11 protein-coding genes are annotated in these 13,740 nt (G+C 49.6%); 5 read left to right on the forward strand and 6 right to left on the reverse strand.

Translation table 11 applies throughout. The annotated features are described in order from the left end of the window. Positions 1 to 110 precede the first annotated feature (110 nt). Positions 111 to 2,036 (forward strand): molecular chaperone HtpG, encoded by a 1,926-nt coding sequence (gene htpG / locus ABNS49_RS13145; protein ID WP_135980539.1) that lies wholly within the window; start codon positions 111 to 113, stop codon positions 2,034 to 2,036. An 84-nt stretch (positions 2,037 to 2,120) separates the two neighbouring features. Continuing rightward, positions 2,121 to 3,422: a 23S rRNA (uracil(1939)-C(5))-methyltransferase RlmD gene (gene rlmD / locus ABNS49_RS13150; protein WP_135980540.1), complete on the forward strand. Its 1,302-nt coding sequence runs from the start codon at positions 2,121 to 2,123 to the stop codon at positions 3,420 to 3,422. A 189-nt stretch (positions 3,423 to 3,611) separates the two neighbouring features. Here rlmD and ABNS49_RS13155 read toward each other — a convergent pair whose 3' ends face one another. Beyond that, positions 3,612 to 3,920 carry a single-stranded DNA-binding protein gene (locus ABNS49_RS13155; protein ID WP_168353598.1) on the reverse strand — a complete coding sequence of 103 codons (309 nt, stop codon included), beginning with the start codon at positions 3,918 to 3,920 and terminating at the stop codon, positions 3,612 to 3,614. A gap of 320 nt (positions 3,921 to 4,240) precedes the next feature. On the opposite strand from ABNS49_RS13155, the gene ABNS49_RS13160 reads away from it, so the two are divergent. Together ABNS49_RS13160 and ABNS49_RS13165 are read left to right on the forward strand one after the other, a co-directional pair. Then, positions 4,241 to 5,665 carry a glycoside hydrolase family 1 protein gene (locus tag ABNS49_RS13160; RefSeq protein ID WP_135980542.1) on the forward strand — a complete coding sequence of 475 codons (1,425 nt, stop codon included), beginning with the start codon at positions 4,241 to 4,243 and terminating at the stop codon, positions 5,663 to 5,665. A gap of 92 nt (positions 5,666 to 5,757) precedes the next feature. Next, a complete protein-coding gene (locus tag ABNS49_RS13165) occupies positions 5,758 to 6,519 on the forward strand; it encodes a DeoR/GlpR family DNA-binding transcription regulator (RefSeq protein WP_135980543.1) in 762 nt (253 codons plus the stop codon). Positions 6,520 to 6,577: 58 nt separating this feature from the next. Here the strand turns inward: ABNS49_RS13165 and ABNS49_RS13170 are convergent, their stop codons facing one another. The 5 genes from ABNS49_RS13170 to ABNS49_RS13190 form a co-directional block, all read right to left on the reverse strand. Continuing rightward, entirely contained in the window at positions 6,578 to 7,498 is a 921-nt protein-coding gene (locus ABNS49_RS13170; protein WP_135980544.1) for an ATP-binding cassette domain-containing protein, read from the reverse strand. Beyond that, a complete protein-coding gene (locus ABNS49_RS13175) occupies positions 7,495 to 8,640 on the reverse strand; it encodes an ABC transporter ATP-binding protein (RefSeq protein ID WP_135980545.1) in 1,146 nt (381 codons plus the stop codon). The genes ABNS49_RS13170 and ABNS49_RS13175 overlap by 4 nt, the downstream gene beginning before the upstream one ends. A gap of 8 nt (positions 8,641 to 8,648) precedes the next feature. Next, positions 8,649 to 9,692 carry an ABC transporter permease gene (locus tag ABNS49_RS13180; protein WP_277820821.1) on the reverse strand — a complete coding sequence of 348 codons (1,044 nt, stop codon included), beginning with the start codon at positions 9,690 to 9,692 and terminating at the stop codon, positions 8,649 to 8,651. Beyond that, a complete protein-coding gene (locus ABNS49_RS13185) occupies positions 9,692 to 10,642 on the reverse strand; it encodes an ABC transporter permease (protein ID WP_135980546.1) in 951 nt (316 codons plus the stop codon). The genes ABNS49_RS13180 and ABNS49_RS13185 overlap by 1 nt, the downstream gene beginning before the upstream one ends. Positions 10,643 to 10,712: 70 nt before the next feature. Beyond that, positions 10,713 to 12,332: a peptide ABC transporter substrate-binding protein gene (locus ABNS49_RS13190; RefSeq protein ID WP_289108419.1), complete on the reverse strand. Its 1,620-nt coding sequence runs from the start codon at positions 12,330 to 12,332 to the stop codon at positions 10,713 to 10,715. A gap of 146 nt (positions 12,333 to 12,478) precedes the next feature. Here ABNS49_RS13190 and ABNS49_RS13195 point away from each other — a divergent pair, with 146 nt between their 5' ends. Then, complete coding sequence (locus ABNS49_RS13195) at positions 12,479 to 13,459, forward strand: P1 family peptidase (RefSeq protein ID WP_338400919.1); 981 nt, start codon at positions 12,479 to 12,481, stop codon at positions 13,457 to 13,459. Positions 13,460 to 13,740: the final 281 nt, after the last annotated feature.

Consider the following 13,740-nt stretch of genomic DNA (forward strand, 5'->3'; position numbering starts at 1 on the left):
GCGATCTGGTGTTTTTTTTGTTTTTGGGGTTTAGCACTTATCGGTTGACACTGCTAAAAGGATGGAGTATGATTTCCATATTGAAAAAACAGGATCAAAGGAGTGGAAATATGGCAGAAAAAAAAGAGTTTAAAGCGGAATCGAAACGTCTTCTTGATTTGATGATCAATTCCATTTATACCCATAAGGAAATCTTTTTGCGGGAGCTGATCTCCAACGCGTCGGATGCGATCGACAAGTATTATTATTACGCGTTGCAGCATCACGAAGCGGTCGATGGCTTGGAAATTCGAATCGACTTGAACGAAGAGGCGCGTACCTTGACGATTTCCGATAACGGAATCGGCATGAGCAAGGAAGAGCTGGAAGACAATTTGGGAACGATCGCGAAAAGCGGATCGCTGGCGTTCAAAGAGGAAATGGCGAAAAAAGAGGAGAAACCATCCGATATCGACATTATCGGCCAATTCGGCGTCGGCTTTTACGCGGCGTTCATGGTGGCCAGCGATGTGAAAGTCATCACGAAAAAAGCGGGCAGCCCGGACGCGTATTTGTGGGAAAGCGACGGCGCCAACGGCTACACGATCGAATCGGCTGTGCGCGACGGCCATGGAACGACGATCGAGCTCCAGCTGAAAGCGGACGACGACACGGAGTCGTATTCGCAGTATTTGGAGTCGTACACCATTACCGATCTTGTTCGCAAGTATTCGGATTTCATCCGGTACCCAATCAAAATGGAAGTGCAAGTCGAAAAAATGGTGGAAGGCACGGAAGACAACGAAACGCCGGATTACGAGAGCGTGCGCGAAGACAAGACGCTCAACTCGATGGTGCCGTTGTGGAAGCGTCCAAAATCGGAAGTGGAAAAAGAAGAGCTGGACCGGTTTTATAAAGACCAGTTCCACGATTTTGTCGATCCATGCAAGACGATTTTCTTTAATGTGGAAGGAAATGTCAGCTTCACGGCGCTGCTTTTCATTCCTTCGCGCGTGCCGTCGGGCTTTTACTCGCAGGAGTACAAACCGGGCTTGCAGCTGTACTCGCGCGGCGTGCGGATCATGGATCATTGCGAAGAGCTGCTGCCGGCGTATTTGCGGTTCGTGACCGGCCTGGTGGATTCGCAGGACTTGTCGCTTAACATTTCCCGGGAAATGCTGCAGCACGACCACCAGCTGCGGGTGATTAAAAACCGGATCGAGAAAAAAGTACTGAACGAGCTGGGCTCGATGCTGGCCAAGGACCGGCCGGCGTATGAAACGTTCTGGAAAAACTTTGGCCTGGATTTGAAGTTTGGCGTCTACAACAACTTTGGCCAGGACAAGGAAAAGCTGGAAAACCTGCTTCTCTTCACGTCGAGCCGCGATAAAAAACTGGTTACATTGTCGGAATACGTGGACCGGATGGGTGAAGAGCAAAAGGACATTTACTATGTGACGGGCGCGTCGCTGGATATGGCGGATCGGCTGCCTATCGTGAAAAAACTCATGTCCCGCGACATCGAGGTGCTGCTGCTGGATCACCAGGTGGACGAGTTTGTGATGCAGACGCTGGGCTCGTATCGGGATCATCCGCTGAAAAACGCATCGCAAGGCGAATTGGATTTGGATTCGGAAGAAGAAAAACAAGAACTGGAAAAGACGAGCGAGTCCAACAAAGACTTGCTGGCGTTCATGAAGGAAAGCCTCGGTGGCGAAGTGTCGGAAGTCCGGTTGTCGAACCGGCTGGTGGACGATCCGGTTATGCTGGTGGCTGGCGACGGGTTGTCGTTCGAGATGGAAAAAGTGTACGCGGCGATGGCGGCGCAAAACCAGATGGACGGCATGCCGCCAATGAAAGCGACCCGGATTTTGGAAGTGAATCCAAAAAGCCCGATTTTCAAGACGCTTCAGGAAGCGTACGCGTCCGATCAGGCGAAAGCGAAGGAAATCAGCGAAGTGCTATACGACCAGGCTTTGCTGATCGAGGGATTTGCAATCAAGGATCCAATCGAATATTCCCGCCGTATTTGCGCGTTGATTTCAAGTCAGGATTAGTTTCCTGGCTTTTTTTATAATTCGCCTTCGTTGTCTTTGCGATAGGTCGATGCTACAATAAAAAAACGGACAGGAGTAAACAGGATGAAATGTAAAGTAGAAAAGCTTTGCGGCGGATGTCAGCTGCTGAAATTCAGCCGCGACGAGCAAGCAAAAAAGAAAAGGGAAATGGTCGAAGCGATCATGGAACGAGCGCATCTCGATGTGAAGGTGGCGCCAGTCGTCATGGCGGAAGACGATTTGTTTTATCGAAATAAAGTAATCGTTGGTTTTGCCAAAGATAAAAGCCGGAAAGTCTTTTCGGGGCTTTACGCGGCGCGCTCGCATCGGGTGATCAACACGTCGGGCTGTGTCATGCAGCCCAAGCTGGTGAACGAGATCATTGATGAAATCACCCATTTGGTCGATTCCATGAAAATCGAATTATACAATGAGCGGACGGGAACCGGTTTGCTGCGGCACGTCATGATTCGTTACGCGCATTCGACAAACGAGGTCATGGTCGTCTTTGTCACGAGCACGAAGATGTTTCCGTCGCGTCGGAACCTGGTCAACGTGCTCGTCAAAAAATTCCCGCAAATTAAAACGATCATTCAAAATATCAACCCGCGGCAGACGAGTATCGTCATGCAGGACGAGTCGATCGTTTTGTATGGAAAAGGGTACATTACCGATGTGTTGTGTGGTTTGAAGATTTCCTTTACCGCCAGCTCGTTTTACCAAATCCATTCAGGACAATGCGAAAAGCTGTACGAGATGGCCAGACAAATGCTGGCTTTGCGGTCGCAGGATCGAGTACTGGACACGTATTGCGGCGTGGGAACGATTGGATTGACGCTGGCGCGCGACTGCCGCGAGGTGACAGGCGTCGAGCTGAACGCGGACGCGGTGACGATGGCGAAGGAGAACGCCGCCCAAAACGGCATTCGCAACGTTCGATTCGTCGCGATGGATTCGACGCAGTTTATGAAGGAGGCGCGTCGGTTCCATCAAAAATACGACGCGATCGTGCTGGATCCGCCGCGGGCTGGAACGACGAATTTGTTTATCGAATCGGCCTGCTCCTTGCAGCCGAACCGGATTCTCTATATTTCGTGCGATCCCAAAACGCAGGCCCGGGACTTGATCGTGTTTAAGCGTTTCGGTTATTACACCGACGAAATCAAACTTGTGGACATGTTCCCGAATACGGAGCATATCGAGTCGATCGCGCTGCTGACGAAACGAAAGATGCGCACGAATCGGATCCCGTTCCAGCAAAAGGCGCAGCCGGCAAGACCGAAAGGAAAAGGCGGACGGATGGCTCGTCCCGCAAACGCGCATTCTTCCGGTTTCCGGAAAGCGGATTCCTACCCGCATCGAACCAAGCGCAAAGCGAAAAGATAAGAAAAAACCAAAAGCCCGGATTTCTCCTGCCGGGCTTTTGTGACGTTTCTCTTTTAATTTTTGAAAGGAATTTAATTTTCTTCATTTTGATTTTTGCGGGCGGTATCCGAGAAAGGAAGGAAGAGAGTTCGGCGTCTGGCCCGCGGTTGGAAGGTGCTATATTTTTGTGTTTGGGTAATTTACATCTTTTTATTTGAGGTATTTGATGGATTCGGCAATAAATGTCGGATTCAAATACGTCTTTTCATCCTTGATATGCGTACGGGTGGCAATTCTGCCTTTGGCACTGATCCAGGTGCCGATTTCCGCCACGTTGCAAAGCGTTTCCGCGATGCCGCGCCAAAGCTCGATGGGAATGTAGTCGTATTCGTACACGCCATCCGAGTTGACAAACGGCCGCTGGACTTTCAAGGTGACATCGGCCACTTTGATGCCGTTGGCTGTTTCTTTTAAAACAGGCTGCTGGTGAATTTCACCAACGAGACAAAAAACGTTCATTTGCGACCTCCTTTCTTGGAAAGAGCGGGGAACGGCTCTTTCGGTTGTCATCATACGAAAAAGAAATGGAAGGCGCAATTTGCCTAAAATACGTAATTAAATGGAAATTGCGTTGATTACGGGGGTGATTCTTCCTGTAATGGACGTGGTTTTGTTGAAATTACAGCAAATAAGCCGTTTTGGAAAGAACCGGTGTTTCGAAAATAAAACGCAAAGTGAAAGAAAAGCGGAAACGGGATTTCCGATTTTATGAAAGCGCTATTCAAAACGGACGTGATTTCTTATAATAAAGACAAGAGAGAAAAAGGAGAATACTCATTATGAAACACAAAACATTGAAACCTTTTCCTGAGAATTTTTTGTGGGGCGCTTCTTCGTCGGCGTATCAGGTCGAGGGAGCGAGTCTGGAAGATGGCAAAGGCCCTTCGTGCCAGGACGTGAAGGAAGTGCCGGAAGGCACGTCGGATTTGACCGTTTGCGCGGATCAGTATCATCGCTATAAGGAAGACATTGCCTTGATGGCGGAAATGGGATTCAAAGCGTACCGGTTTTCGATCGCGTGGACGCGGATCCTGCCAAAGGGAACCGGCGAAATCAACCAGAAGGGAATCGACTACTATAATGATTTGATCAACGAGTGCTTGAAGTACGGCATCGAGCCGATCGTGACGATGTTCCATTTCGACATGCCGGCGGCACTGGACGAGCGCGGAAGCTGGGGCAATCCCGATTCCGTGGAGTGGTTTGTCAATTTCGCGTCGATTTTGTTTGAAAACTTCGGAGACCGGGTCAAATACTGGCTGACAATCAACGAGCAAAACGTGTTGACGCTTTCCGGTCCTGTCATTGGAACGCTGCATTTGCCGGAAGGCTGCACGAATGTCCTGAAGGAAATTTACCAGCAAAACCACCACATGCTTGTCGCGCAGGCGAAAGCGATGGTGCTTTGCCACCAGATGCTGCCGGAAGCCAAGATCGGACCGGCGCCAAACATCTCGCTGGTGTATCCGGCCACATGCAAGCCGGAGGACGTGATCGCGGCGCAAAACTTCAACGCGATTCGAAACTGGCTGTATTTGGATATGGCGGTTTACGGCATTTACAACGCGATCGTATGGAGCTATTTGGAAGAAAACGACGCGACGCCGACGTTCGCGCCTGGGGACGAGGAGGCGATGAAAAATGCGCATCCGGATTTCATCGGCTTCAACTACTACAACACAGCGACGGTAAAAGCGAGCGACGCGGAAGCGATGAGCGAAGCGGCTACTTTGGGCGATCAGCAATCCGGACGGAAAGTGGATGGCGTCTTTGAATCGGTTGACAACCCATATTTGCCAAAAACCGATTTTGGCTGGGAAATCGACCCGGTTGGCTTCCGGGCGACGACACGCGAAATGTATTCGCGTTACCATTTACCGCTGCTTGTCACGGAAAACGGCCTTGGCGCGTACGACACGCTGACCGAGGACGGAAAGGTTCACGACGCGTACCGGATCCACTACTATCAGGATCACATTCGTCAAATTCAGGAAAGCATCTCGGATGGAACGGAATTCCTTGGCTACAATCCTTGGAGCGCGATCGACTTGATTTCGACGCACGAGGGCATGGTGAAACGGTATGGCTTCATTTATGTCGACCGCGACGAATTCGACTTGAAGACGCTGGACCGCTACCGCAAAGACTCGTTCTTCTGGTACAAAAAGGTCATTGAAACCAACGGGGAAGATTTAAGCGAATAAGAAAAAGAAACGGATGAGCAAATGAATTCATCCGTTTCTTCTCTTTTTTCAGACCGGCATGTTATAATATAAAAATATAACGAGGTAAAGACATGTTTGTAGAAGAAAGACAAATGCAAATCCTGGAAGAGCTGCAGCAAAACGGCAAAGTGCGGGTCAAGGATTTAAGTGAAAAATTTTCGGTAACGGAAGATTTGATTCGAAAAGATCTTCATACGCTGGAAGACGCCGGGAAACTGAAACGCATCTATGGCGGGGCGATTGTTTTGAAGAAAAACGTCCATCGGGAAGTGGCGGCGCAACGCAAAAACGTAAATACCGAATCGAAAAAGCACATCGCGTTGAAGGCGTATTCGCTCATTAAGCCCGGGACGATCATCTTTTTGGATATTTCGACGACGAGCGTGCAGCTGGCGCAGCTGATCGCGCAAAACAACTTGCCGGTCACGGTCGTTTCCAACATGCTGGAAGTCGTTTCGGTTTTGGCGCACAGCGAAGTGAACACGATCATGATTGGCGGCGAGCTGGATTACGGACGGGATGGAATGATTGGAACGCTGGCTTACGAAATGCTGAAACGCTTTCGGTTCGACCAGGCGTTTGTCGGGGTCGTCGGCGTCAATCTGGATGAAAACGAAGTGACTACCTATATGGCGAATGAAGGCATGACCAAACGGCTTGTCGTTCAGCACGCCAAAGAGCGCTACATGCTGTGCGAGGTGGAAAAGCTTAACGAGGAAGGCAACTACAAGTTCGCGGATGTCAGCGAGTTTACGGGGTGCATTTTAGGGTATCCTATCTCGAAGGAGAGAAAGGCGCAGTTCCAGGAATTGAATGTGGAAGTGTTTGATTAGCGCGAAAGAAAAAGGAGACAAATACGCGGATCCGGCGGATCGCTTTTGTCTCCTCTTTTTATTTTGTCCATTCGGCAAATTCTTGATCGGTTCCCAAAACATAATGGGAGCCTTCCACAAAATGATTCGTTCCTTTTTCGTAGTCGATGCCACTCGTTTCATAGTCGTAGCTAAACGATTTGCGCACCTTTTCTACGATGGGATTCGGTTCGGGAATCGCCGAAAGCAGCGACTTCGTGTACGGATGAATTGGATTTTTAAAGATTTCCTCCGTCGTTCCGGTTTCGACCAGATGGCCTAAATGCATGACGCCAATCCGGTCGGAAATGTATTTGACCATGCTCAAGTCGTGCGCGATAAACAAATAAGCCGTATTGGTTTGTTTTTGGATTTTCTTCATCAAATTGACGACTTGCGCCTGAATGGACACGTCAAGCGCAGAAATGGCCTCATCGGCGATGATGAGCTTCGGGTTCATGACGAGCGCTCTGGCAATTCCAATCCGTTGCCGCTGTCCGCCGGAAAACTGATGCGGGTAGCGGTTGGCATGCTCTTTCGAGAGTCCGACGAGCTCAAGCATGTCATATACTTTTTGCGTCCGTTCCTGCTGCGAGGAATACAAATGGTGGATGTCCAGTCCTTCCGCGATAATGTCCAATACTTTTTCGCGCGGATTCAAACACGCCATGGGATCCTGGAAGATCATTTGCATGTTGGTGTGAAGAAACCGTTCTGTCTCTTTGTTCATCTTTCCGGAAATGTCGCGTCCGCAAAACGTGACATTTCCGGCGGTTGGCTCGTACAGGCGGATAATGGAGCGGCCGGTCGTGCTTTTTCCGGAGCCCGACTCGCCGACCAATCCGTACGTTTCACCGGGAGCGATCGTAAAGGAGATGCCGTCCACGGCTTTTACGGTGAATTTTCGATTGACTTTAAAGTGTTGTTTGAGGTCTTTGACTTCCAAGATCGGGGTCGTCATACGAGTTTCGCCTCCTTTTTATTTTTTTCGATTTTCTCTTTCAGATCCGCCGGCATGTCGACTTTTGGCGCGTTCGGCGCGGCAAGCCACGAAGCGACCCGATGCGTTGGCGTAATCTGGAACATCGGGGGCGCGATTTTTTCGTCGATATGCAGCGCGTATGGATTTCGAGGCGCGAACGCGTCGCCCTGGATATCCTGGATCATGTTGGGTGGCGTGCCTGGAATCGTGTACAGCTCGTCCCCGGATGTGTCCACGTCTGGCAGCGAGGCGAGCAAGCCCCATGTGTAAGGATGCTTTGGATCGTAAAAAATATCGTTTACACTGCCCGATTCAATGATGCGGCCCGCGTACATGACATTGACAAAATCGGCGACTTTGGCGACGACACCCAAATCGTGGGTGATATAAATAACCGAAAGGTTTTTCTTTTTTTGAATGTCCTGGATCAGCTCGAGGATCTTGGCCTGGATCGTCACGTCCAAAGCCGTTGTCGGCTCGTCGCAAATCAAAATTTCCGGATCGCACGAAAGGGCGATGGCGATGACGACGCGCTGCCGCATACCGCCGGAAAGCTGGTGCGGGTAGTTTTTCATCCGCTTCTCGGCGTCGGTGATGCCGACAAGCTCCAAAAGTTTCACGGCGCGTTTCCACGCTTCCTTTTTTGGCGTATTGTAGTGGAAACGCATCGCTTCCATGACTTGCTTGCCGATTGTCATGGTCGGATCCAGCGAAGTCATTGGATCCTGGAACACCATCGCGATGCGTCGTCCGCGGATTTCAGACTGGATAAACTTTTTCGACTGCTTTGTGATGTCGACGACTTTTTGCTCCTCCGGGCGGGTGTAGCCTTCCGGGATGACGCCATTGTATTTCTCGATGACTTCCTGAATTCGCTCGGGACTGAGGTCGGCATAGTGAAACTCGATCGTGCCGTTGTTGATTTGGCCGTTTCCGGCAAGGATCCCCATGACCGCTTTGGTTGTGACGGATTTTCCGGAACCGGATTCACCGACGATGGCGATCGTTTCGCCTCGATGGAGATCCAAGTCGACGCCGCGGACGGCTTTGACATTTCCGTTGTCAGTTTTAAAAGAAATATCGAGGTCGCGGATTTTTAAGATTTTTTCTTTTTGATTCAGGACTTCACCTACATTTCCTTCATTTTCGGATCGAACGCGTCGCGCAGTCCATCGGCAAGCAAGTTGAACGACAACATCAAAATTCCAAGGATCACAACAGGGATGATGACTTGGTACGGCGTGACTAAAATCGTCTTGAATCCATCGTTAATGAGCGATCCAAGCGAGGCTTGCGGCGCTGGAATGCCAAGGCCGACCATGGCGAGAAACGCCTCGTAGAAAATCGCGTTCGGGATCGAGAACATCGCCATGATGATAATTTGCCCGAAAATATTTGGCAGCACGTTTTTGAAAATAATAAAGAACCCGCTGGCTCCCAGCGTTCTGGAAGCGAGGATAAATTCGAGCTCCTTGATTTTTAGCACTTGCGCCCGGGTGATTCGCGCCATACCAATCCACTCGGTGAGGATCAGGGCGACGATGATCGTGTACAATCCCGGCTTCATGACAAGCAGCAGGAGCGTCAAAATGACAAGCGTCGGAATGGAATTGACGATTTCCTGAAAGCGCTGCATGATGGCATCGACCCAGCCGCCAAAGTATCCGCTGATCATTCCGTATAAAATACCGATAAAGACGTTGACGAGCACGGCGGTTCCGGCGACGAAAAGCGAGATCCGGCAGCCTTCCCAGCAGCGCACCCACAAGTCGCGACCGAGCACGTCGGTGCCAAAGTAATGGTAAACGTTGGCTAAATCGCCCGTATAGGTTCGAATGCCGCCTTCGCCGTTGAACCATCCCATCCATGTCAGTCCGGGAACGCGCGGGGCCATGCTTTGCTGGGCGGTGTCGACCGCGTCGAAAGAATAGCTGGAGCACATCGGCGCGACAATGGAAATCACGAGAAACAACAAAATGATCGCGCCGCCAATAATGGCGCCTTTGTTGGATTTGAAACGAACCCAGACATCGTGCATGAAAGAGGATGCCGGAACGTCTTCGTCAAACTCGAAGCGGGTCGGAATGTCGATCAGCTCGTAGTCTTGCGGCATGTAGTGATAGTCTTCTAAAAACCGATCAAGATCTTCTTGATTTTTAATGATTTTCGCCATTAGGAATGATCCCCCTTTCCAAGCCGGATGCGCGGGTCGATAATGCCGTATAAAATGTCGATGGCCAGCATCACGACGATGTACATCACGGAGTATAAGAACGAAACAGCGAGAATGACGTTGTAGTCACGGACTTCGATGGCTTTGACAAGCAGGGAACCGAGTCCGGGAATTCCGCAAATCTTCTCAATAACCATACTTCCTGTCATAAGTCCGACGATAATCGGCCCGAGTACTGTGATGACCGGAATCAGGCAGTTGCGGATGGCATGGTGGAAAATCAAATGTTTCCGGCTGATGCCTTTGGCTTCGGCAAGCTGAATGTACTCGCTGCCAAGAACCTCGATCATTTCCGAACGGGTAAATCGCGCAACGTTGGCGATGACGCCCATGGACAAGGCGACCATCGGAATGATGCTGGAAGAGACAGGTTTTGCCGAGTTGTACAAAACAGGCAAAATCGGCCACTGGACTCCAAGCAGGATGAGAAGCAAAAGGCAGAACACAAACGACGGAATCGAGACGCCAATAACGGAAAGAACGGTCGCAATCGTATCCCAGATCGTGTTTCGCTTGAGGGCGGCGACGATTCCAAGCAGGATTCCGATGATGGTTCCAATGATCGTTGCGCCAATACCTAACGCGAACGAAACGCCGATTCGCGGGCCGACCAGTCCGGACACGCTCATGTTTCTTTGAATGGCGTAGGAAATGCCAAAATCTCCTTTAAGCATATTGGATACGTAAATGAAAAACTGTTCAAGCAGCGGCTTGTCCAAACCGTAGGCGGCATAAATCGCGGCTTTTTGCGTTTCGGTGAGTTTTTCATCGTTGAATGGGGTTCCTGGCATTAATTTCAGGATCATAAACAAGACGAATACGATGACGAACAAGGTGACAACCGCGATCGCGAGCCGCTTGAGTATGTATTTCAGGGTGGATTTCTCCATGGTAGACTCCTTTCTTTTTCAATGAAAAGAGCTGTAAGGGTTGAGTTTGTCTTCTTACAGCTCAATGATGTTAGTTTGTTTTATCAAGGTTTTTGTAAATGTAAGGAACACCGACTGCGTGGTTTTCGATGCCTTTGACATTTTTGTTGATCAAACTAGCGCCGCCAACCTGGAAGATTCCAACGACAGGTACGTCTTCCATCAAAATCGCTTCGGCTTCCTGAAGCTTTTTCCAACGCTCTTCGTCGCTCGTCGCGCCAGCGGCTTCCGCCATTTTCGCGTCGTATTCCTTGCTGGAATAGTCGCCGTAGTTGTAGGCGTTTCCGGTTAACATCAAATTCAAGTAGGTGGTTGGATCCGCATAGTCCGGTCCCCAACGGGTCAACACCATGTCGAATTCACGGGCTTTTTGTTTTTCGATCCGGTTCTCTTTTTCCTGGCTGACCATTTCAACCGTGATGCCATCCAGTTTTTGGATTTCGGATTGAATGAATTCCGCGGCTGGTTTCGACGGATCGGATGGTTCATACAGCAAGGATAAAGTAATCGAATCCACGCCAAGCTCTTCTTTCGCTTTGTCCCAGTACTCCTGCGCCGCTTTCAAGCCGTCCTCGGCGAAAATGTTGAAGTATTCCGGCGCCGTTTCCCGGTAATCTTTTCCGTCCGGTCCGGTTGAGAGGGCTTCCGGAACGAAACCGCCACAAACGACGGAACCGTCTTTCAACACGTTTTCAACAAGATCCTGACGATCCACGACGGTGGAAATCGCTTTTCGCAAATTCTCATTTTGCAAGTATTTGTTGGCGAAGTTGTATTGGAGGTACCAAAGGTAGCCTTCAAGAACTGTCGTGTACGAATCGCTGTCTTTGTATTTGTCGACAAGTGTGGAATTCAGTTTTGTAAAGTCGGTGTTTCCGCTTTCGAAATCAAGGGCCGAAGTGCTCGCTTCCGGAACGATATTGACATTCATTCCATCGACTTTCACGTTGTCGGCGTCCCAGTACTTTTCGTTTTTCACTAAAACCAGCTTGTTTCCTTTGCTCCAGCTTTCCAGCTTAAATGGACCATTGGCCAGCAGAGCGTCCGCGGTTAAGGCGTAATCATCGCCTTTTTCCGTGGCGAATTCCTCATTGACCGGATAGAAAACAGGGAAGGACATCAAACTCAGGAAATACGGACATTTTTGACTGAGCTTGACTTCAAACGTCTTTTCGTCCAGCGCCTTGGCTCCCAGTTCAAGCGAATCGTCGCCGGCTAAAATCTCGTTAGCGTTTTGAATGCAGGCGCCGTCCGATCCAAACAAATAGGCGTACTCTGCTTTGGGATTTTTTATTGTCGCGTCCCAGGCGTATTCAAAATCCTGTGCCGTGACCGGTGCGTCGTTGGACCATACCGCGTCTCGTAAATGGAACGTGTATGTCAAACCATCCTCGGAAACGTCGTACGATTCGGCGAGGGCAGGAATGATGTTGCCGTCAGCGTCGACCGATTCAAGACCTTCGATCGTCGATGCGAGCATTTCGAATGACATACCATCCGTGGCATAGCGCGAGTCCATGGAAATGACATCGTTTTCCTTTGCCAGATTGACATAATTTCCCGAGGCGGAATTTCCCGCGTCGGAACCAGAGCAACCGACAAGGGAGAACGTCATCACCGAACAACATGCCAGTGATAAGAATTTCTTCACAGTTTCTCCTCCTGCGTGTTCGTTTTGTGAACACTTATAAAGGTATTATAAACAAATATGGTATGATTGCAATGACTTTCAGAAAAATATGTGAAAAGATTTTTCATAAAAGCGGGTTTTTTCATTTGCATTCAGATATAATGAAAATGGTGATCAAAATGAAAGAAATCAAAATAAACGAAATTAAAAATTTTAACATTGGAAATGCGCAGGATTTTGACGGCGCGACAGGCTGCACGGTCATCCTTTGCGAAAAGGGTGCGACGGCCGGCGTGGATGTGCGAGGCGGCGGACCCGCCACCCGGGAAACCGATTTGCTGCGTCCGGAAAACATGGTTCAAAAAATCCACGCGGTTGTGTTAGGGGGTGGATCGGCTTTTGGTCTGGAAGCGTCAAGCGGCGTCATGGAATTTTTAAAGGAAAAAGGCGTCGGTTTCCGGTTGAAAGACATCACCGTTCCCATCGTTTGCCAGGCGTGTTTGTTTGATTTAGGCGTCGGCAATCCCAACGCGTATCCAGGAAAAGAATTAGGCCGAATCGCGTGTATCAACAGCGAGTTCAACATCGTGGAGCATGGAAACGTCGGCGCGGGAACGGGCGCGAGCGTTGGAAAAGGGCTGGGAAACGAATTCGCGATGAAAAGCGGACTGGGAACGTACGCTTTGCAGTGCAAAGATGTCCAAGTCGGCGCCATTGTGGCGGTAAACGCCTGCGGTGACGTATACGAGCCCAATTCGAAAATCCATGTAAGCGGCCTTTACGACCGGGAAAAGAAAGAATATTTGGATAGCGAGCAATTATTGATGGAAGCCGCGGAAGCGAAGCCGCACGAAAACACCACAATCGCCTGCATTATCACAACCGCCGATTTGGATAAGGCGCAAATGAACAAAGTAGCCGCCATGGCGCAAGACGCGCTGGCAAGGACGATTCGGCCTGTGCACACTTCAAGCGATGGCGATACCGTGTTTGCGATGGCTTGCGGAAAGGCGCAGGCAACCACGGATTTGGTTGGAATCATGGCGGTCAAGGCGTTGGAGCAAGCGATCGTTGTCGGATGCAAAGAAGCCGAAGAAGCGTATGGACTAAAAAGCTATCGCGCGGTTCAAAAAGAAGGGAAAAAGTAAAGCGATTGGTTTTGGATCCAATCGTTTTTCTTTCTCATTGAAAAGGGAACCTGGCTCTGCCAACGAATAAAAAAAACAAAAACCATAGTTGATCGTTTATAAAAAATCCCGCATCCGATCCATCAAAACCCCTCCTTTTTCCTCTTTTTATCTGTCATCTAAATTTATTTAAAAAAGATATAAAAAGTAGTTGACAGTTGATGGAGAGTGCGGTATGATAAGTGAGCGTTAAGGAAACGCCTCTCGAAAACGAACCGCTTGTTAAAAAAGTCAAAACAAGG

Source organism: uncultured Dubosiella sp. (assembly GCF_964018005.1).
GTDB lineage: Bacteria > Bacillota_I > Bacilli_A > Erysipelotrichales > Erysipelotrichaceae > Dubosiella > Dubosiella muris.